This window comes from Acinetobacter beijerinckii CIP 110307, assembly GCF_000369005.1.
Classification (GTDB): domain Bacteria; phylum Pseudomonadota; class Gammaproteobacteria; order Pseudomonadales; family Moraxellaceae; genus Acinetobacter; species Acinetobacter beijerinckii.
In genome coordinates this window covers 119,788-140,038 of the sequence record NZ_KB849765.1, presented here as the reverse complement: position 1 = coordinate 140,038, position 20,251 = coordinate 119,788, and the positions used below count along the sequence as shown (strand labels likewise).

Sequence of the window (20,251 nt, the reverse complement as noted above, 5' to 3'; positions counted from 1 at the left end):
CTATTCTTGAAATCTCACCTAAGTAGCTTTGCTACACAAGTCCCATTTAAAGGGAGCTTCTCCTCTTTTTTAAAGAGGGGCTAGAGGAGATTTTATTCTCTCGCTAAAGCCGCTACAGGATCGAGCTGAGCTGCATTTCTTGCAGGTAAGAAGCCAAATACAATACCGATTAAGCTTGAGCAGACAAAGGCAGCAACAATGGATGTGGTTGAATAACTCATTTCAATAATGCCTTTGGCAAAGTGCCCAATAATCTGTCCAATACCCAATGAAAGCAACACACCCAGTACACCACCGAGTAAACAGACCAAAATGGCTTCGATCAGGAATTGCTGCAAAATATCACTTTGTCGAGCACCTACTGCCATACGAACACCAATTTCTTGGGTACGTTCAGTCACCGATACCAGCATAATATTCATCACGCCAATACCGCCAACAACCAGCGAAATTACCGCGATTGCTGAGATCAATAGCGTCATGGTTGCCGTAGTCTGTTGAATGGTTTCACGAATACTGTCTGAGTTTTGGGTAAACACATCTTGCGCACCATGACGTTGTTCAAGCAAAGTTAAAATTGCATTCTCAGCCGCGCTGCTTGGATAGGTATCCTTAATACGCACAATAATGCTTCGAACATTGGATTGACCTAACATACGGCTCATGACTGTGGAATAGGGAAGGTAGACATTTAAACTGTCTGAGCTTCCCATAAAGCCTTGTTGCGCATCAATCACACCAATAATTCGGCTTGGAACACTGCCTAACAACAACACTTGTCCAACTGGATTAGTCCCATCTGCGAAGAAGGTTTTTTCCGTATTGGTATCAATCACTACGTCTTGAGTACGTTGAGTCACGCTTTCTTTATCAAAGGGTTGCCCTGATTTAAACGTCATGCCTCGGACATAGAAGAAATCATTACTGACACCGTTGATGGTGGCTGAAGCCTCAGTTTCTTTATATCGTAACGTCAAATTGGTATTGACCGATGGGCTGACACCATCGACATAAGGTTGTTCTGCGAGCGCATCTGCATCAGCAGGAACTAAGGTTTTGGTCTGTGATGCCCTTGAATTATCACCAAATCCTCGACCTTGATAAACCGTGATGGTATTCGTACCCAAACTACTAATATTCTCTAAGATTTGTTTCTGCGAACCATTACCAAGTGCAACAACAGATACAACTGATGCAATCCCGATGATAATGCCAAGCATAGTCAAAAAGGTACGCATTCGATGCGCATTCATGGCAAGCAATGCCATACGAAATGCTTCACCAAGACGATCAAAGAAAGATCGCCAAGCCGAGGTTTTCTTTTGAGTTGTGCGTTGTAGGGTTTGATGTTCTAGAGTTGCATCATTATTCTCAGGGATGTTTTCACGGTCTGAAATAATATTACCATCACTAATCTCAATGATGCGTGTTGCGTTTTTAGCGACATTAAGATCATGGGTAACTAGAATGATAGTGTGACCTTTGGCATTCAGCTCACGCAAAATACGCATGACTTCAACACCACTATTTTTATCCAATGCGCCTGTTGGTTCATCGGCTAAAATGACATCACCGCCATTCATCAAAGCACGAGCGATAGAAACACGTTGTTGCTGACCACCTGAGAGTTGGCTTGGTCGATGGTGTAAACGTTCTTCAAGTCCCAATTCTGATAGCAATTCGGCAGAGCGTTCTTGGCGACGGCTGCTCTCTACACCTGCATAAATTGCAGGAACTTCCACATTACCTGAGGCACTTAAATCACCCAGTAAATGATAGCGTTGGAAAATAAAGCCAAAATATTCGCGACGTAATTGCGCCAGTTCATCAGGTTCCAGTTGGCGCGTTTCACGACCACTGACCAAATAGCTACCAGCGGTAGGTTTATCTAAACAACCTAAAATATTCATTAAGGTTGATTTACCAGAGCCTGACTGCCCAACAATGGCAACCAGTTCACCTGCATAAATCTTTAAGTTAATTCCTTTGAGGATTTGTACTGTTCCTTCACCCGCAGGAAATTCACGGGTGAGGTCTGTGACCTCAAGTAATGGTTGTGATGAGTGTCTTTGATCTTGAGTCATATTACATTCTCATCGCACGTTGATTACTTCGTTTTGCAGATTCATTCGAACTATCTGATGCATCAGCAATCACCACTTGATCGCCTTGTTTTAAACCTTTAAGCACTTGTGCAGTCACTCGGTTGTTTAAGCCAATCAATACAGGTTGAGGCTGTGCAGTACCATCGGCCTGTAATACACGAACCATACCTGTTGATGCCTTACCTTGTGCAATCAGTGCTTTGTCTTGCTCATTTAGGTCTAGACGTTTTGGTCGTTCTGCATTATTAGCATCGTTCGTTTTTGATTGTTCAGTTGACTTATTCGCATTGCTTGGACGCTCTTTACGATTCCCACGTTGGGTTTGAATCGCTGCCGAAGGAATCGTTAGTGCATTTTTAGCTTCTGCTAGGACAATATAAACTTGTGCAGTCATATCAATACGCAGTTTGCCATCTTCATTCGGTACGTCGAATAAAGCGTTGTAGTAAATCGCAGTTGAAGATGATGATGAGTTGGTTGATGAATTTTCAGTATTGATCGATTCAGGTGCTGGTTCAACTTGGCGTAAAGTTGCGTAATGCTTTTTCTCACTATTGCCTAAAGTTGTGAAATAAACGGTTTGTCCTTTTTCAACTTTCATGACATCAGCTTCAGAAATTTGAGCTTTAATGGTCATGGTATCTAAGGTTGCTAACTTAACGATTGTCGGAGCAGTTTGATTCGCGTTAACTGTTTGACCTTCTTCCGTTACAATCGCCACAATTGTACCGTTCATGGGTGCAACAATACGGGTATAGCCTAAATCTTCTTTTGCTGTTGCAAGTGTTAAACGTGATTGCTCAATTTGCGCATTGATTGCATTGATTTGAGCTTGTGCAGTTTTATAGTTTGCTAAAGCTGTTTCAAGTTCTGCTCGTGAGGTCGCATCTTGGCTAAACATCGCTTGTTGGCGTTTATATTCAGCTTCTACTTTCGCCAAATTTGCTTGCTGTACTGCAAGTTGTGCTTGTTGATTTTTAATGTTGGCTTCCGCCGTTTTTAAATCATTCTCTTGACGAATGGAATCAATTTGCGCGATCAATTGACCTTGCTTAACTTGATCGCCTAATTGCACATACATTTTTTTGACTTGACCAGAAACCTGAGCACCGACACTGACCATTTTAGTCGCTTCAAGCACACCCGTTGCCAATACTGAGTTTTCGATATCACCACGAGAAACTTCGGCACTGATATATTGCGGTGTTTCTACTTTAGGTTTAAAAAACATCCATCCAAGTACTGCAATAATCAGTACTCCGATAGCGATCATAATTATTTTGCGAGGCTGAATTTTTTTAGACGTTTTTTTTTGCATGGCGACAGGTCAAAAATGAAGAAACTGAGCCTAGTATAGAAGTGAAATAAGGATAAAGCGTGAATATTTTTTATCTAGAATGCGGATTGTTTGCTATTTTGTGAATGGGTTAATCGATAAAAATCTGATAAATACTTTGTATTCCTACTTGAGCTTGAGTTGCCAAAGCGACGCCACTTTGCTTCGGTAATCCATATTCTCTTGGATTGATTCGGATCAAATACGGTGCGAATCGTTCACTGAAATAACGTACTGTCGGAATAGCTGTACCTGCACCGATTTCAATAACGATAGGGTGATGATGCTGCTCTAAAAAGGCTTGTAAGCGTTTTGCTTGCTGATCATGCTGCTGACTTAACCATGTCATATCATTGAACATTAAAATATTTGGTCGCGCTAACCCGCCACAATTCGGACATTGAGGTTGTTGTCCTAGCCACTTGGATTGTTGCGTATCAATTTTAGGTTGTAATTCTTCAGCAGACCAAATGTTTGGTGTACAGGTTTTCAGACATTGCAGATGATGGATTGAACCATGGCATTCATAAATTCGATCAGGATCGAAGCCTGATTTTTGAAATTGTCCATCCACATTTGAAGTAAATACAAAATAAGGTAATGCCAGTTGTTCTGAGAGTTGTTTAAGTAAATAAAAACCTTGATGCGGCATTGTTTGGCGATAAAGTTTTAGACGATGTCCGTAAAATCCCCAAGCCAAAGCAGGATGCTGTTTAAAAGCATTCGGGTTGGCAATTTCAGTAAAATCAATTCGTTGTTTACCTAGTTCAGGGTAAGCTTGCCACATGCCTTGATTGCCGCGAAAATCAGGCAAGCCTGAATCAACCCCCATACCTGCACCAGCACTAATCAATAGGCTATCAGCATCTTTGAAAATGGATTTGATCTGCTCAATTTGATTTTGGGTTAAATGAAAGGACATAGGGCATCGTTTTTATGTTTAGCCTTAGGTTAATGTTCTATGCAGATGGCGTGAATAAACTTTTACCACAGAGTTCAGCTAAAGCTTGCAGCATTAAATGTTCAGAATTTTCTTTAGATATGCCTTTGATCGCTGCATCAATTCGCAACAATAAATCAGACCATGTTAAAAATTGTCTTGGATTCAAACGACGTAAAGCTTGTTGATACTGAGAAACTTTAGTTTTCCAAATGCCGAGTTGAATCGCATTGTGTGGTTGTTCAAATAACTGCATCAGCAAACGCATTTCTTTATTTAGCGTCCATAAAATCAGGCTATCAGGTTCACCCGCAGCAATTAGATATTGATAGATTTTCACAGATTGCGCTAAATTTCCTGCCAGTAGAGCATCACTTAAATCATAAGTGGTATAGCGTGATTGATCTTGTAAACAAGCATACAGCTGTTCGATTTGAATCTGTTGAATATCTGGAAAAGTATCCGCAACTCGCATCAAACTGTTTTTGGCTGCAAGTAGGTTGTGTTCATGATGCTGCATTAGCCATTGCCATGCATCATTATTTAACTGGATTCCGAGCTTTTCTGCTTCAATATTTAAAATACGTTGTCGATCTTGTGGATATGTCGCCGTTAATGCAACGACAACTCCATTGGCTTCGATCACTTGAAAGAATGCCGACTTTAAACTATTGCTGTCCTGTTTCGGTAAAACAATCAGCAAGAGGTTATGTTCATTATGCTGGATATAGCTTTTTAGTTGTTTTAAGCCATTGGCATCTGGTTTGATATTGCCATGTACTTCTATTGCCAGTTGTTGTGAAAACAATGACAAACTGTTCAGCGCATTAAAGACATTTTTCCAGTCATTAACGCTATTGATATCATAACGCTGACGCTCAACCTCTTGCTGCTGCCAGTTTTTACGAAACGCATCCAGCAGATTTTGTTCAAGCAACGGCTCTTGACCATGCATGATCCATGCACCGCGAGCTTCTTCAATGCGTTTTAAGGCTTGAACATAATCTAGTTTCATAATTAAAGTTTATGGCTGAGCTTTAGGTAAACGATTGGCTGCGATTTGACGGGTAATTTGTTGTGCGACATCATCAGTTACAATACGGTTTAAATAAGCTTCTTGTTGATTGTCAGTGTTAACTGTTGCCACGTCGTATTGATAGGTACGAGAAGCCGTTAACGTACGAGGTTCTGTAATTTTCTTTCCTTGACGATCTTCAATTTGGAAAGTCACAGTCAAACGTAATAACACTTCCGTCAATTTACCATTGAGTAACTGGCGGCGAGGGGTGTAATCCAAAACACGGAGTACATAAGCATCATTGGCGTTACTCAGTTGTACCCCTGTTGCGCCGAGATAAATACTCAGTTGATTTTCTAACTCATCGGTATTATCAGGCATCACCAAGGTGAGTTTATTGTAGACCAATGGTGCAGCGGTTGGGTTAGTGCCTTTTAGGTGAAAGCCACAGCCGACTAAGCCTGCACTTAGACCTAAAGTTAATACAACTGCTGCAACACGTTGAACTAAATGCATGCTTTGTCCTTATGATATTCCAACAAATATGGAAGATTTAATCTTGATAAATTGACCACATTTTAGAATCAAAGCCCGTTGAATAACAGCGGGCTTTGATGAGGTTTTGTTTATTGCTTTTAATTCCCCTCTTTTTTTAAAGAGGGGCTAGGGTGAGGCTAATAACCTCTCCCTAGCCCTCTCCTCTCAGGAGAGGGAATCTAAGCAGAAAATTAAACCACTAAATTAACAAGTTTATTCGGAACGACAATTTCTTTCTTGGTCGGACCTGTCAAGAATTGTTGCACTTCTGGTAATGCTTTTGCCAATGCCAATAACTCATCTTTAGAGATATCAACTGCGACATCTAACTTACCACGAAGCTTACCATTCACTTGTACAACAATCGTTTGCGTATTACGCGTTAATGCTGACTCATCCACTTGAGGGAACAGCGTCGTATTAATATCAATACTAAACTGCGCCAAAAGTGTTTGACTTAAATGTGGTGCAAATGGCGCAAGTAACGTCAATAAAGTGGTAATTGCTTCACGTGCCACAGCCACATCATTGTCATCTTTTGCTTCGAACTTATTGCTGGCATTGAGTAATTCCATCAATGCTGCAATAGAGGTATTAAAAGCATGACGACGTTCAATGTCATCACCGACTTTTTGGATGGTTTCATGGGTTTTACGACGTAAATCCTGTGCATCTTTAGAAAGATTTGCTGTATCAATTGCAGTCGATTGATTGCCTTTTTCCAAGAAGCCCGTAGTCAAACGCCAGACACGTTTCAAGAAGCGGTTAGCCCCCTCAACACCTGCATCTGACCATTCCAATGATTGATCAGGTGGCGCAGCAAACATCATGAATACACGTGCAGTATCTGCGCCGTACTGGTCAATAATCGCTTGTGGATCAATACCATTGTTTTTCGACTTCGACATTTTTTCTTGTCCGCCGATCACAACCTCCTGACCATCGCCAGAGTATTTTGCAGACAGGATACGACCTTTCTCGTCACGCTCTAATTCGATGTCAGCAGGGTTGAACCAAGTTTTCTTGCCGCTTTCTGCTTCACGATAGAAGGTATCCGCCAACACCATGCCTTGTGTTAACAAGTTGGTAAATGGTTCATTGCCTTGTACTACGCCTTCATCACGCATCAACTTGTGAAAGAAACGTGCATAAAGTAAGTGCAGAATCGCATGTTCAACACCACCGATATATTGGTTCACAGGAAGCCAGCTTTGTGCCGCTTCAGGTTTTACCATACCACCTGTAAAGTCTGGAGACGCATAGCGAGCATAGTACCAAGATGATTCTACAAAGGTATCCAAGGTATCTGTTTCACGACGAGCATCGCCACCACAGCTTGGACATTTGGTTTCATAGAATTCAGGCATTTTGTTCAATGGGTTACCAGAACCATCTGGAACCACATCAGTCGGTAATACCACAGGTAATTGATCTTCTGGTACTGGCACTTGACCACAACTATTACAGTTGATCATTGGAATTGGACAACCCCAGTAACGCTGACGAGAAACACCCCAATCACGTAAACGGAATTGAACTTTAGAATTTGCCAAGGCTTGTGGTTCTAATTTAGCAAGGAACGCATCAAAAGCGGCTTGGAAATTTAAACCATCAAATTCGCCTGAATTAACCAGTTTGCCTTCTTTAGAGCCATACCATTCTTGCCATTCAGCAGAAGAGTATTCAGCATCATCAGCACCTTTGGCATCAATCACTTGCTTGATGGCTAAATTGAATTTGTTAGCAAATTCAAAATCACGTTCGTCATGTGCAGGAACAGCCATCACTGCGCCTGATCCATATGACATCAATACATAGTTTGCGATCCAAACAGGGAGGTCTTCACCTGTCACTGGGTGCTTCACATATAAGCCAGTTGCCATACCTTTCTTTTCAGCAACTGCCAAGTCAGCTTCTGCAACAGAACCCATACGGCACTCTTCAATAAATGCCGCAAGTTCAGGATTATTTTCTGCTGCTTTAAGTGCCATTGGATGTTCTGCTGCAACCGCAACATAGGTCACACCCATTAAGGTATCAGCACGTGTGGTATAAACAGTTAAACTATCAGCATAAATTTCAGTATTTGCAGAAGGGAAAGTAATATCCATCCCTGTAGAACGACCAATCCAATTACGTTGCATGGTCAAGACTTGTTGCGGCCAGCCGTCTTTCAAGGTGTCCAAATCGTCTAATAATTCTTGTGCATAGTCGGTAATGCGGAAGTAGTACATTGGGATATCACGTTTTTCAACCAATGCACCTGAACGCCAACCACGACCATTTTCAACTTGTTCATTCGCAAGTACAGTTTGGTCAACTGGGTCCCAGTTTACGGTTGAAAGCTTACGATAGATCAAGCCTTTCTTATAGAGCTGGACAAATAACCATTGTTCCCAGTGATAGTATTCTGGTGTACAGGTCGCAAATTCGCGATCCCAATCCACAGACAAGCCCAATTTTTTTAATTGGTCACGCATGTAGGCAATATTTTCAAAAGTCCATTTTGCAGGTGCAACTTGATGAGCTATTGCTGCATTTTCAGCAGGTAAACCAAACGCATCCCAACCCATTGGTTGTAATACCGTTTCACCTTTTAAACGATAAAAACGGCTGATCACATCACCAATGGTGTAGTTACGCACATGCCCCATATGCAGTTTGCCACTTGGATAGGGGAACATCGATAGGATATAGCGATGCTTGCCCTCTACAGTGTCTGCAACTTTGAAAACTTTGCGATTGTCCCAGTCTTGTTGAACTTGAGGCTCAATGGCACTTGCTTGATATTCGGAGTCAATGTGAGAAGTCGTCATAGGGATATGCGATACAACAAAAATTAAAGTTAAGATTGCCGCACAGCATAGCGCAAAATAGGGACGAATGTCAGTTTTTAGCTGAGGATTTTATCTTCAAGGTGGTCATACAACCACCTTGGTTTTATATACTTAATGTATTTTAGCGATCTGAATGGGATGAGCTTGACTCAGATTGAGGTATTGACGAGTTTCTTGCCGCCGTTTCAGTCGCAGCACTTGCTGCACGAGATGCTTCTTGAGCTGCCTGTTCTGCTTGATTTGATGCCGTTGTCGTTTGAGGTTGCGTAGGCTGACTTGCACCATAAGTCGAAACTTTATCTAAACGTTTTGCACCTTTAGGTGGTGGAGTGGTGGTGTAATGTGTCGAACCATTTTTATCCACCCATTTATAGTATTGTTGAGCAAATGTTGAATTTGAAAAAGCTAATAGTGTTAACGCTGTTATTAAGTAAAATGTTTTCATATTTGATCTCCCCAAGAGAATTTTACCTATTCTATCTTTCAATCTATCTTGATTAAAATAAGTAAATTACGATGCCTAGTTTTACCTAAAAAGAAAATAGATTTTGGACAAAAGGGCGGTAAAAAAGACTAAAATATTTTGTGAAGTGTGTTTAAAAAAACAACAGCTAAAAAATATTCGTTAAAAACCTTTTCTTAGTTCTTGACTTTGCTTATGAAAGAAACAAGAATGCTTTCTCAAGTTTTATATGCGTTTATTTGATCACCCTTCGAATAAATGTCATGGCTTGCAATGGACATTCTTTCTAGCCGAGAGAATGCTGTTTTGAAATTTGCTTATCCCAGCATATTTTGATTCGAGATGTCATCAAGTTTATACGGCTGATGAGTCTCAGAAAATTTTTCCTATTGCAGCAAAAACGAGTAGAATACGCACACTTATAAGAAGTGCAAAAGTTAATGAATGAAACACAATTTATGTCTCCCATAAATTGTGCAAAATACTAGGGTGAATCACGTTGGAACTTTTATCTGGTGGTGAAATGCTCGTTCGTGCGCTTGCGGACGAAGGCGTAGAGCATGTTTTTGGGTATCCAGGCGGCGCTGTATTACATATTTATGATGCGCTATTTCAACAAGACAAAATCAACCATTACCTCGTACGTCATGAGCAAGCTGCTGGTCACATGGCAGATGCATACTCACGCGTAACAGGTAAGACAGGTGTTGTACTGGTCACTTCTGGGCCGGGCGCTACCAATACCGTCACTCCAATTGCTACAGCCTATATGGACTCAATCCCAATGGTGATTTTGTCTGGTCAAGTTGCAAGCCATTTGATTGGAGAGGATGCATTCCAAGAAACGGATATGGTTGGTATTTCTCGTCCAATCGTAAAGCATAGTTTCCAAGTGCGTCACGCAAGCGAAATTCCTGCAATTATTAAAAAAGCATTTTATATCGCGTCTTCTGGCCGTCCTGGTCCAGTGGTTATTGATATTCCAAAAGATGCAACCAATCCAGCCGAAAAATTTGCTTACGAATACCCTGAAAAAGTGAAGATGCGCTCATATCAGCCGCCTTCTCGTGGTCATTCTGGTCAAATCCGCAAAGCGATTGATGAACTCATTACTGCAAAACGCCCAATGATTTATACGGGTGGTGGTGTTGTTCAAGGTAATGCGTCTGCTTTATTGACTGAACTTGCACATTTATTAGGCTATCCTGTAACCAATACTTTAATGGGTTTAGGTGCTTTCCCAGGTAATGATCCACAATTCGTGGGTATGTTAGGGATGCATGGTACTTATGAAGCCAATATGGCAATGCATAATGCTGACGTGATTTTGGCAATTGGTGCGCGTTTTGATGACCGCGTGACTAATAACCCTGCAAAATTCTGTCTTAATGCGAAAGTGATTCATATTGATGTAGACCCAGCAACAATTTCTAAGACGATCATGGCGCACATTCCAATTGTGGGTGCTGTTGAACCAGTTCTTCAAGAAATGTTAGCTCAGTTGAAGCAGATGAATGTTTCTAAGCCTAATCCTGAAGCGATTGCTGGCTGGTGGTCTCAGATTAACGAATGGCGTAAAGTTCATGGTTTACGCTATGAACCTGCTCAAAATGGTGAAATGAAACCACAACAAGTGGTAGAAGCGCTTGATCGTGTAACAAATGGTGAAGCGATTATTACCTCTGACGTAGGTCAGCACCAAATGTTTGGTGCAAACTACTACAAATACAAACGTCCGCGCCAATGGATTAACTCTGGTGGTCTAGGCACTATGGGTGTGGGTTTACCGTATGCAATGGCAGCGAAGCTTGCATTTCCAGACCAACAAGTCGTGTGTATCACAGGTGAAGCATCTATCCAGATGTGTATCCAAGAATTATCAACATGTAAGCAATATGGCTTGAATGTGAAAATTCTTTGCTTAAATAACCAAGCTTTAGGCATGGTGAAGCAGTGGCAAGATATGAATTATGAAGGACGTCATTCAAGTTCTTATGTAGATTCATTACCTGATTTTGCAAAATTAATGGAAGCTTATGGTCATGTAGGCATTCAAATTAATCATGCAGATGAGTTGGAATCTAAACTTGCTGAAGCAATGGCGATTAATGATAAGTGTGTTTTCATTAATGTCATGGTTGATCGTACAGAGCATGTGTATCCAATGTTGATTGCTGGGCAATCAATGAAAGATATGTGGTTAGGCAAAGGGGAGCGTACATAATGAGACACATTATTTCTGTACTCGTTGAAAATGAAGCAGGTGCGCTTTCTCGTTTGGTGGGGTTATTCTCTCAACGTAACTACAACATTGAAACACTCAATGTTGCACCAACTGAAGATGAAACCTTATCTCGTTTGACGCTGACCACTTATGGTGATGATCATAAAATTGAACAAATCACCAAGCAACTCAACAAATTAGTTGAAGTGGTTAAAGTGGTTGATCTTTCAGAAGGTTCACATATTGAACGTGAATTGATGTTGATCAAAGTCAAAGCTTTAGGTGCTGCCCGTGCTGAAATTAAGCGTACCGCAGACATCTTCCGTGCGCAAATTGTTGATGTGACACCAACCACTTATACGATTCAAATTGCAGGAACCACTGATAAGATTGATGGTTTTATTGATGCTTTAGCTGAAAATACGATTCTTGAAGTTGTGCGTTCTGGTGTATCCGGCATTGCTCGTGGTGAAAAAGTTCTAACTATTTAATAACTTCCTCAATTCTTCATATAGACATGCAAGAATTGAGGGTTATAAAGATCTCTCCTTGTACAACAAGGGAAATGACAAAAATTTTAGCGGAGAAAACAGATGCAAATTTTTTACGATAAAGACTGTGACTTATCAATCATCCAAGGCAAGAAAGTTGCAATTATTGGTTATGGTTCACAAGGTCATGCTCACGCACTTAACTTGAAAGATTCTGGTGTAGACGTAACTGTTGGTTTACGTGCTGGTTCTACTTCATGGAAAAAAGCTGAAAATTCTGGTCTTAAAGTATCAGAAGTTCCTGCTGCAGTTGCTCAAGCTGACTTAGTTATGATTTTGACTCCTGATGAGTTTCAATCTCAACTTTATCGTGATGTAATTGAGCCGAATATTAAAGAAGGCGCGACTTTGGCATTTGCGCATGGTTTCTCAATTCTTTATAACCAAGTTGTTCCACGTAAAGACTTAGACGTAATTATGGTTGCTCCAAAAGCACCAGGTCACACTGTACGTTCTGAATATCAACGTGGTTCAGGTGTTCCTGACTTAATCGCAATTCACCAAGATGCTTCTGGTAATGCACGTAACGTAGCTCTTTCTTACGCTTCAGGTGTAGGTGGTGGTCGTACGGGTATCATCGAAACTTCTTTCCGTGAAGAAACTGAAACTGACTTATTCGGTGAGCAAGCAGTTCTTTGCGGTGGTGCGGTTGAATTGGTTAAAATGGGCTTCGAAACTTTGGTTGAAGCTGGTTATGCACCAGAAATGGCGTATTTCGAATGCTTACACGAACTTAAGTTAATCGTTGACTTGATGTTCGAAGGCGGTATCGCGGACATGAACTACTCAGTTTCTAACAACGCTGAGTACGGTGAATATGTGACTGGTACTGAAGTCATCAATGAACAGTCTCGTGAAGCAATGCGCAATGCATTAAAACGTATCCAATCTGGTGAATATGCAAAAATGTTCATTCAAGAAGGTGCGTTAAACTACCCATCTATGACTGCTCGTCGCCGTCAAAACGCTGCTCATGGTATCGAAGTAACAGGTAACAAGTTACGTGCGATGATGCCTTGGATTCAAGCGAACAAAATCGTAGATAAAGAGAAAAACTAAGTTTTAGTTTAATCTTTAAAAACCCTTGTTTCTACAAGGGTTTTTTATTAGTTAAATTATAAGAAAAACTCGTTAAGTTTTGAGCTTTAGTTTCAATAACAGAGTTATAACAATATCGAAATTAAAAAAGCATATTATATATATGTTATATCTATGTCTATTAAAGTAGTTATAGCGGAAATAAAACAACAAAATTGCTGCATTCTTTTATCGTGCAGTTGATTTAAAAAACGAACGAAAATTACGCGATTAAAAACTAAAAATTAGCTGGCAAAAATAAATTAGTCTTTCGGTAAAAAATTGAGATAAAAAAAACAAGACTTTTCATTGGTTTGAAATGATTATATGTTTTTATTCTATTGATTTATAAAGTGAAAAAGACTTGACCTTATGCTAGATGATGTTATTGTTAAGGAAAGTTTATGAATTTACGATTTGTATCTTTTTTGAGTGTGAAGGATCGTTCTGATTTTGGGCTATTCGCTCAGCAAATAAAAAAAAGTACTGAATAATCATGGAAGTCCTTTATGGTACACGTTGATTACGATAGCACATTGGTCATCGTTTCCATTCTGGTTGCAGTAGCGACATGTTATGCTGCAGTTTCGATGGAAGAACTCGTTTTCAAAGCCGCTTATAAAAAGTTTGAAAAAAGCATCTTGTTTACGAGTGGTTTAATCTTAGGATTAGCGATATGGTCAATGCACTTTGTGGGGATGCTGGCTAGCCACTTGCCGGAAGGCTATCATTTTGATTTTAGTTTAACCGTACTGTCTTATATGGTTGGTGCGATCGCATCTATTTTTGCTGTTTGGTTAACGACAAGACCGACTTTGCCTATACCTCGCTTAATATTAGGTGCAGTATTTATGGGCTTTGGTATTTCTGGTATGCATTATACTGGAATGCTTGCATTATCCGTTCAACACCATCAAATGCATTACGATCCTCTATTGGTGATCTGTTCTGTTTTGATTGCGATTAGTGGTTCTGGCTTAAGTTTCCTATTTGTTTTCAAGTACAAAACAGCCGTGAAGTATCGAACAACATTAAAAGCAATTGTTGCAATCCTCATGGCGTTTAGCATCGTTGGGATGCATTATACTGGAATGGCAGCGACATACTTTGATGAGAGTATTGCAAGAGTTTTAAGCCAAGCACAGACTGAACAAAGCGTTTTGTTATTTACCATTATTTTTATTACCAGCTTAGTCTTTGTTGCTGGCTTTGCTGTAGCCATCTTGGAAGCCAGATTGGAAGAACGTAATCAGCAACTCACCAAGATAAATAAGGAATTAGCTTCTCAGTCTTTACATGATTCATTAACCAAATTACCTAACCGTTTGCACTTAACTGAAAGTTCTGAAGTCATATTTACCCATCATCGTTTAAACGATCAAAAAGCTGCTTTTTTATATATAGATTTAGATCGATTTAAATCGGTAAATGATGCTTTTGGACACCATGTTGGTGATCAACTTTTGATTCAAATGGCAAATCGTTTGCATGATAAGTTAAGTTCAAGCCATAAGTTGTTTAGAATCGGCGGTGATGAATTTGTATTATTATCTGAGAATACAGATGTAAATGAAGCAATGAAGCTTGCTGAGGAAGTGCTACATTTTATTCAAGAAACATATTTAATTGCTGCAAAAGAAATTAACATTTCAGCCAGTCTTGGAATAGCAATGTATCCTGAGCATGGAACTAATGTACAGGATTTATTGATTAATGCTGATATTGCAATGCTTGCTTCCAAAGATCAAGGTCGTAATACTTACACAGTTTTTCATTCAGTAAACAATCAGCAGGATGTACGAAGTCAGTCTAAATTGATTAATGACTTATATAAAGCAGTTGAAGAGCAGCAGTTCGTACTATTCTATCAGCCAAAATTTACCTCAAATTATGAAGTCTGTGGCGTAGAGGCATTAATTCGATGGAAGCATCCGAGTCTAGGGCTTTTAACACCGCAAATGTTTATTGAGGGGGCTGAAAAAACGGGTTTAATCATCCCAATGGGATATTGGGCACTTGAGCAGGCGTGTCAGCAGATCCAAAAATGGGAGTTGAGTCATAGTCCATTTTATCCAATTGCCGTTAATCTATCTGCTCTGCAATTTGAAAATAAGAAACTCTTCGATGTCCTACAACAATTATTAGAAAAATATCAAATTAAACCTCACAACCTTATTTTAGAAATTACTGAATCCACTGCCATGCATCACATTGATTCAAGTATTCGTACTTTGGAGCGCTTGCGCAAATTAGGGATACGTATCGCGATTGATGACTTTGGTACAGGCTATTCGAGTTTCTTATATTTAAAAGATTTACCTGTGGATGAGCTTAAAATTGATCGAGGTTTCTTAATCGATTTACAGCCAAACTCCAAAGAAGAGGCAATCTTAGAAAGTATTATTCATCTTGCCGCAAAATTAGGTTTGATCGTTACGGCTGAAGGGGTAGAGACGCAACAACAAGCAGATATTCTAACTAATTTGGGATGCAATCAATTGCAAGGCTATTTGTTGGGGACGCCTGTCAATGTGGAAAGTTTAGTGTTAAGCCGCCATCATTTTGCATAATAGCTCGCCTAACTGAATGATATTGAGTAGTTTATGTGCATATATTGCACATCTCTTTCTGAATAAAATAGAGATGTGCTTTCCAAAGTGATTTTACAAATTAAAGAGAGCGCTCTGTTAACCATTGATTAATCACTGGCCAAACTGCTTGTGGTGCTTGGCTGCCAGAAACCAATCCCATATGTCCGCCTGAAACAATTTTAAATTGCTTGTCTGTACTACTAATCAAATCCATTAATGGTCTTACTGCTTCGGAGGTGACTATGATGTCAGTATCTCCACCAATCGCAAGTACTGAGCAGTGAATATCTTTTAGGTTTGCTGTTTGCTCACCAAATTTAACACTGCCTGTTGAAAGCTCGTTATCAATCCAAAAACGCAAAATAATATCTCGCATCACGCCGCCAGGATATGCAAGCATATTATCGACAAATGAACTTGAAGTTGCATGATTAATAATAAATTGACGATCATCTAAGTTTTTGAATAATTTCCAATAATTTTTTAAATTTCCAATAGGATCTGTTAATTTAAATCCAAGCGTATTCTGCCAGCCATGAACATGAAAAACCCGACTTGGAATTTGATTAATACGGAATTTGGTATTGTTTCGAACCCACTGTGCAGGCAATGTAAGGCGTTGATAAAACTTCCCCATATAACCTGATTTATGCGTATTGATCGGCGAAGCTAAAATAATTAAATTTTTAATATCTTGGTCTTTGAATAATGAGGTATAGCATAGCGATAACACGCCACCTAAACTCCAACCAAACAAAGATAATTGTTGTTGACCACTATGTGCTCGAATTTTCTCAATAAAATCTGGCATAAATATTTTGACATAGGTACCAAGATTATATTTTGCTTGGTGAAGACTTGGCGTTCCCCAATCTATTAAATACACCTCAAAGCCTTGTGATAGAAAATAACGCACAAGACTACGTGTTGGAAATAAATCGAAAATCAGCATGTTAGCAGCAAGAGGTGGAACAATGACCAATGGTGTACGAGGCTTCTCCGGCACTTCAATGCTGTCATCTTTATAGTGGCGTAAGCTGATAATTTCACGTTCATAGATCACATCAAAAGGTGTTTTACCTGACAAAGCAAGTTGACCACCTCTCAAAATACGATCTGCCGCATTTGAAAATACATGCCGAGTTCGTTGACTCTTTCGGCTATTCAACACTTTTTGGGCAGTTTTAGATTTGAGCAAGGTCTGTTTCACTTTTGGCAATTGAGTCATCGGATAAAACTCTAAGGTTGCATTCTGTAGCGGCATCTTAGAAGAAAACACTGATAAGCTCAGTGACTCAACTGCTTAACTTACTTTCCAAAATGATCAATTTGTTAATAACAGTGTTTCATATCGCTATCAATTAGCGGTTTTTTTAATCTTATTTGTGAGACTGAATAAATGCACTATATATGATATTGCATATATATGGTTTTTCATATATAAAGTGATATATATTTGAAGATAGTTACTAAAAAATGAGCAAAATTAAGATTTATCACAATCCAGAATGTGGCACCTCACGAAATACCTTGGCACTCATTCGGAATACGGGTATTGAGCCCATCATTGTTGAATACCTCATTACACCACCGACGCATGACGAATTAGTTAAATTGATTCAGGATGCAAAATTAACTGTAAGACAAGCGATTCGTCAGAATGTTGCTCCTTATCGTGATTTAGCATTAGATCGTGAGGATTGGACTGATGAGCAGTTGCTTGCATTTATGCTTGAACATCCGGTTTTGATTAATCGACCATTTGTTGTAACCGATCTTGGTACTCGATTAAGCCGTCCATCTGAACTTGTTTTAGAGATTTTACCATTAGCGCAAAAGGGTGCTTTTACCAAAGAAGATGGTGAGAAAGTGATTGATGAAAATGGGCAACGACTGAAATAAAAAATTTAACTGTTATATTTGATTATCTGTATATCCCAATAATGAGATAAGGCGCAACTATGGATCAAGTCAATTTTTTTAAATGTTTATCTGATGAAACACGTCTCAGTATTGTAGCCCTAGTTGCTGAAAATAAAGAGCTTTGCGTATGCGATTTAACTGAAAAATTGCAGTTGAGCCAACCCAAAATTTCTCGTCACCTAGCATTATTACGTTCATCTGGATTACTTCAAGATCGAAGACAAAGCCAATGGGTGTATTACAGCATTCATCCTGAGTTGCCGACATGGTGCCATGACATTTTAACAACATTGGTCAGACATCATCCTGTAATTAATCAAGATTGCCAAACCCTACAAATTAAAAGTTATTGTGAGTAAAAAATAATGAAATTCCTTTTTTTATGTACTGGAAATAGTTGCCGTAGCATTTTATCTGAAGTGCTTTTTAACAGTCGTGCGCCTGAAGGTTGGAAGGCATACAGTGCTGGTAGTAAGCCGTCAGGACAAGTGCATCCGTTGACCATTGAAACTCTAGAAAATCTTGGTCTTTCAACAGATGGCTTGTGGAGTAAAACCATTGATGACTGCGAACAATATCAACCTGACGTGGTGATTACTGTTTGTGATTCAGCAGCACAAGAAGCGTGTCCACTTTATTTAGGTGGTGCGATCAAAGCACATTGGGGCTTGGCTGATCCATCACATTTAGATTTGCCGAAAGAAGAAAAGCTCAAAGCTTTTCAAGTGACAGTCGATCATATCAACCGCCGTTTAGATGCTTTATTTGCACTCGATACAGCACATATGTCTCGTCCTGAGTTGATTGCAGCGATCAATCAAATTTCGCATATTGAATGAGATCATCATGGCTCAACAAAGATTATCTTTTTTAGATCGTAACCTCACGCTATGGATTTTTATTGCCATGGCGTTGGGGATTGCAATCGGTGTGTTCTTTCCCCAAGCCTCAGTGGCATTAGATAAAATGAGTGTGGATTCAGTCAATATCCCGATTGCGATTGGCCTGATTTTGATGATGTATCCACCTTTGGCAAAAGTGGACTATGCTACGCTACCACAAGTGTTTAAAGACAAAAAAACCTTAACTTTGTCTTTGGTACAGAACTGGCTTATTGCACCTGTTTTGATGTTTGCATTGGCGATTATATTTTTGCAGAGTTATCCCGAATACATGACAGGCGTAATCCTGATCGGTTTGGCGCGCTGTATTGCGATGGTTTTAGTCTGGAATGGCCTAGCCTGTGGTGATAACCAATATGTTGCGGCATTGGTGGCATTTAACAGTATTTTCCAGATTCTATTCTTTAGTACCTATGCTTGGTTATTCCTGACCTTCTTACCGCCGTATTTTGGCGTTGCTGGGCAAGTGATCAATGTCGATTTTTGGACGATTACCCATGCGGTATTGATCTATTTAGGTATTCCATTTTTCCTTGGCTTTATGAGTCGATTCATTCTGGTTCGAGCTAAAGGTTTAGATTGGTATCAAAATATCTTCTTACCTAAGATCAGTCCACTGAGTTTGTTGGCTTTGTTATTCACGATTGTGGCGATGTTTAGTCTCAAAGGTGGTGACGTTGTAAGCCTGCCAATGGATGTTCTGCGTATCGCAATTCCTTTAACAATTTACTTTGTCTTGATGTTCTTTATTAGCTTCTTTATGAGCAAATGGATGGGCAATGATTATCCGAAGACAGCAGCAATCTCTTTTACTGCTGCGGGGAATAACTTTGAATTGGCACTTGCTGTCGCGATTGCAACTTTTGGTTTAGCTTCACCAGTCGCTTTTACCACGGTAATAGGTCCACTGGTTGAAGTACCTGTTTTGATCGCTTTAGTGAGTGTGTCCTTATGGCTCAGAAAAAAGTTTTTTAAAGCAGAGGTGTAATTTCTATGACTCTCCCAAATGTAGATATGAATCTTCTCGATCAACCAAGTTTAGAAAAAGTTCAGGCAAAAGCCTTAGATCATCCACCGCGTATTTTATTGCTCTATGGTTCAAACCGTGAGCGTTCATACAGCCGATTGGCGGTGATGGAAGCTGGGCGTATTTTGGAACAGTTTGGTGCTGAAGTGAAAATCTTTCATCCTAAAGGTTTGCCTTTACCTGAAGATGCAGATATGCAACATCCAAAAGTCAACGAGCTACATGAACTGTTGGCGTGGTCAGAGGGTATGGTGTGGTGCTCACCTGAACGTCATGGTTCAATGAGTTCAATTTTTAAATCGCAGATTGATTGGATTCCATTGGCTGGCGGCGCGATTCGAGCGACGCAAGGAAAAACGTTGGCATTGATGCAAGTGAGTGGTGGTTCGCAATCTTTTAATAGTGTTAATCAAATGCGTATTTTAGGTCGTTGGATGCGCATGATCACGATTCCAAATCAATCCTCTATTCCAAAAGCTTTTTTAGAATTTGATGAAGATGGCAAAATGAAAGCTTCTGCATTTTATGATCGAATTGTTGATGTGATGGAGGAGTTATATAAGTTCACCTTGCTCACTCGTGGACAAAGTCAGTACCTCACAGATCGTTATTCAGAGCGCAAAGAATCTGCTGAAGAGTTATCTAAACGTGTGAATCAGCGTGCTTTATAAAATGAAAAAAACAATTTTTAGATGAATGACTTAAACCTAGTTGAAATTA

17 protein-coding genes are annotated in these 20,251 nt (G+C 39.7%); 9 read left to right on the top strand and 8 right to left on the bottom strand.

Annotated elements, in window-relative coordinates; all coding sequences use genetic code 11:
* Positions 1-92: 92 nt before the first annotated feature.
* The 7 genes from F933_RS06160 to F933_RS06130 form a co-directional block, all read right to left on the bottom strand.
* Positions 93-2,084, bottom strand: a complete 1,992-nt coding sequence (locus F933_RS06160; RefSeq protein WP_005059540.1) for a MacB family efflux pump subunit — start codon at positions 2,082-2,084, stop codon at positions 93-95.
* A 1-nt stretch (position 2,085) separates the two neighbouring features.
* Positions 2,086-3,423 carry a MacA family efflux pump subunit gene (locus F933_RS06155; protein ID WP_005059539.1) on the bottom strand — a complete coding sequence of 446 codons (1,338 nt, stop codon included), beginning with the start codon at positions 3,421-3,423 and terminating at the stop codon, positions 2,086-2,088.
* A 109-nt stretch (positions 3,424-3,532) separates the two neighbouring features.
* Complete coding sequence (locus tag F933_RS06150; RefSeq protein WP_005059537.1) at positions 3,533-4,363, bottom strand: SIR2 family NAD-dependent protein deacylase; 831 nt, start codon at positions 4,361-4,363, stop codon at positions 3,533-3,535.
* 37 nt (positions 4,364-4,400) lie between these two features.
* On the bottom strand, positions 4,401-5,396 hold the full coding sequence (holA, locus tag F933_RS06145) for a DNA polymerase III subunit delta (protein WP_005059535.1): 996 nt from the start codon (positions 5,394-5,396) through the stop codon (positions 4,401-4,403).
* Between the two features lie 9 nt (positions 5,397-5,405).
* Complete coding sequence (locus F933_RS06140) at positions 5,406-5,915, bottom strand: LPS-assembly lipoprotein LptE (RefSeq protein ID WP_005059534.1); 510 nt, start codon at positions 5,913-5,915, stop codon at positions 5,406-5,408.
* A gap of 212 nt (positions 5,916-6,127) precedes the next feature.
* Positions 6,128-8,752: a leucine--tRNA ligase gene (gene leuS, locus F933_RS06135; protein ID WP_005059532.1), complete on the bottom strand. Its 2,625-nt coding sequence runs from the start codon at positions 8,750-8,752 to the stop codon at positions 6,128-6,130.
* A gap of 142 nt (positions 8,753-8,894) precedes the next feature.
* The gene (locus F933_RS06130) at positions 8,895-9,218 is read right to left on the bottom strand and encodes a DUF4124 domain-containing protein (protein ID WP_005059530.1); all 324 of its coding nucleotides are present in this window, start codon (positions 9,216-9,218) and stop codon (positions 8,895-8,897) included.
* Positions 9,219-9,735: 517 nt separating this feature from the next.
* Here F933_RS06130 and F933_RS06125 point away from each other — a divergent pair.
* From F933_RS06125 to F933_RS06110, 4 genes are all read left to right on the top strand, one after another.
* Complete coding sequence (locus F933_RS06125) at positions 9,736-11,460, top strand: acetolactate synthase 3 large subunit (RefSeq protein ID WP_005059529.1); 1,725 nt, start codon at positions 9,736-9,738, stop codon at positions 11,458-11,460.
* On the top strand, positions 11,460-11,951 hold the full coding sequence (ilvN, locus tag F933_RS06120) for an acetolactate synthase small subunit (protein WP_004804329.1): 492 nt from the start codon (positions 11,460-11,462) through the stop codon (positions 11,949-11,951). The genes F933_RS06125 and ilvN overlap by 1 nt, the downstream gene beginning before the upstream one ends.
* A gap of 102 nt (positions 11,952-12,053) precedes the next feature.
* Positions 12,054-13,070, top strand: a complete 1,017-nt coding sequence (ilvC, locus tag F933_RS06115) for a ketol-acid reductoisomerase (RefSeq protein ID WP_004655853.1) — start codon at positions 12,054-12,056, stop codon at positions 13,068-13,070.
* Between the two features lie 527 nt (positions 13,071-13,597).
* On the top strand, positions 13,598-15,658 hold the full coding sequence (locus F933_RS06110) for a putative bifunctional diguanylate cyclase/phosphodiesterase (protein WP_005059526.1): 2,061 nt from the start codon (positions 13,598-13,600) through the stop codon (positions 15,656-15,658).
* A gap of 100 nt (positions 15,659-15,758) precedes the next feature.
* Here F933_RS06110 and F933_RS06105 read toward each other — a convergent pair whose 3' ends face one another.
* The gene (locus F933_RS06105) at positions 15,759-16,907 is read right to left on the bottom strand and encodes an alpha/beta fold hydrolase (protein WP_034710898.1); all 1,149 of its coding nucleotides are present in this window, start codon (positions 16,905-16,907) and stop codon (positions 15,759-15,761) included.
* A gap of 248 nt (positions 16,908-17,155) precedes the next feature.
* Between F933_RS06105 and arsC the strand changes: the two genes are divergently transcribed.
* From arsC to arsH, 5 genes are read left to right on the top strand one after another with little or no spacing between them, the layout of a single operon-like run.
* The gene (gene arsC / locus F933_RS06100; protein ID WP_005059523.1) at positions 17,156-17,581 is read left to right on the top strand and encodes an arsenate reductase (glutaredoxin); all 426 of its coding nucleotides are present in this window, start codon (positions 17,156-17,158) and stop codon (positions 17,579-17,581) included.
* 59 nt (positions 17,582-17,640) lie between these two features.
* Positions 17,641-17,961, top strand: coding sequence for a metalloregulator ArsR/SmtB family transcription factor (locus F933_RS06095; protein WP_005059521.1), 321 nt, complete (start codon positions 17,641-17,643; stop codon positions 17,959-17,961).
* A gap of 6 nt (positions 17,962-17,967) precedes the next feature.
* On the top strand, positions 17,968-18,441 hold the full coding sequence (locus tag F933_RS06090; RefSeq protein ID WP_005051490.1) for an arsenate reductase ArsC: 474 nt from the start codon (positions 17,968-17,970) through the stop codon (positions 18,439-18,441).
* A 7-nt stretch (positions 18,442-18,448) separates the two neighbouring features.
* Positions 18,449-19,492, top strand: coding sequence for an ACR3 family arsenite efflux transporter (arsB, locus tag F933_RS06085; protein WP_005059518.1), 1,044 nt, complete (start codon positions 18,449-18,451; stop codon positions 19,490-19,492).
* A gap of 5 nt (positions 19,493-19,497) precedes the next feature.
* On the top strand, positions 19,498-20,202 hold the full coding sequence (arsH, locus tag F933_RS06080; RefSeq protein ID WP_005059514.1) for an arsenical resistance protein ArsH: 705 nt from the start codon (positions 19,498-19,500) through the stop codon (positions 20,200-20,202).
* Positions 20,203-20,251 lie beyond the last annotated feature (49 nt).

Excerpts from the sequence above, each read along its gene's own strand:
- F933_RS06160 (WP_005059540.1), bottom strand. The coding sequence starts at position 2,084 with ATGACTCAAGATCAAAGACACTCATCACAACCATTACTTGAGGTCACA.
- F933_RS06155 (WP_005059539.1), bottom strand. The coding sequence starts at position 3,423 with ATGCAAAAAAAAACGTCTAAAAAAATTCAGCCTCGCAAAATAATTATG.
- F933_RS06150 (WP_005059537.1), bottom strand. The coding sequence starts at position 4,363 with ATGTCCTTTCATTTAACCCAAAATCAAATTGAGCAGATCAAATCCATT.
- holA (WP_005059535.1), bottom strand. The coding sequence starts at position 5,396 with ATGAAACTAGATTATGTTCAAGCCTTAAAACGCATTGAAGAAGCTCGC.
- F933_RS06140 (WP_005059534.1), bottom strand. The coding sequence starts at position 5,915 with ATGCATTTAGTTCAACGTGTTGCAGCAGTTGTATTAACTTTAGGTCTA.
- leuS (WP_005059532.1), bottom strand. The coding sequence starts at position 8,752 with ATGACGACTTCTCACATTGACTCCGAATATCAAGCAAGTGCCATTGAG.
- F933_RS06130 (WP_005059530.1), bottom strand. The coding sequence starts at position 9,218 with ATGAAAACATTTTACTTAATAACAGCGTTAACACTATTAGCTTTTTCA.
- ilvN (WP_004804329.1), top strand. The coding sequence starts at position 11,460 with ATGAGACACATTATTTCTGTACTCGTTGAAAATGAAGCAGGTGCGCTT.
- ilvC (WP_004655853.1), top strand. The coding sequence starts at position 12,054 with ATGCAAATTTTTTACGATAAAGACTGTGACTTATCAATCATCCAAGGC.
- F933_RS06110 (WP_005059526.1), top strand. The coding sequence starts at position 13,598 with ATGGTACACGTTGATTACGATAGCACATTGGTCATCGTTTCCATTCTG.
- F933_RS06105 (WP_034710898.1), bottom strand. The coding sequence starts at position 16,907 with ATGACTCAATTGCCAAAAGTGAAACAGACCTTGCTCAAATCTAAAACT.
- arsC (WP_005059523.1), top strand. The coding sequence starts at position 17,156 with ATGAGCAAAATTAAGATTTATCACAATCCAGAATGTGGCACCTCACGA.
- F933_RS06095 (WP_005059521.1), top strand. The coding sequence starts at position 17,641 with ATGGATCAAGTCAATTTTTTTAAATGTTTATCTGATGAAACACGTCTC.
- F933_RS06090 (WP_005051490.1), top strand. The coding sequence starts at position 17,968 with ATGAAATTCCTTTTTTTATGTACTGGAAATAGTTGCCGTAGCATTTTA.
- arsB (WP_005059518.1), top strand. The coding sequence starts at position 18,449 with ATGGCTCAACAAAGATTATCTTTTTTAGATCGTAACCTCACGCTATGG.
- arsH (WP_005059514.1), top strand. The coding sequence starts at position 19,498 with ATGACTCTCCCAAATGTAGATATGAATCTTCTCGATCAACCAAGTTTA.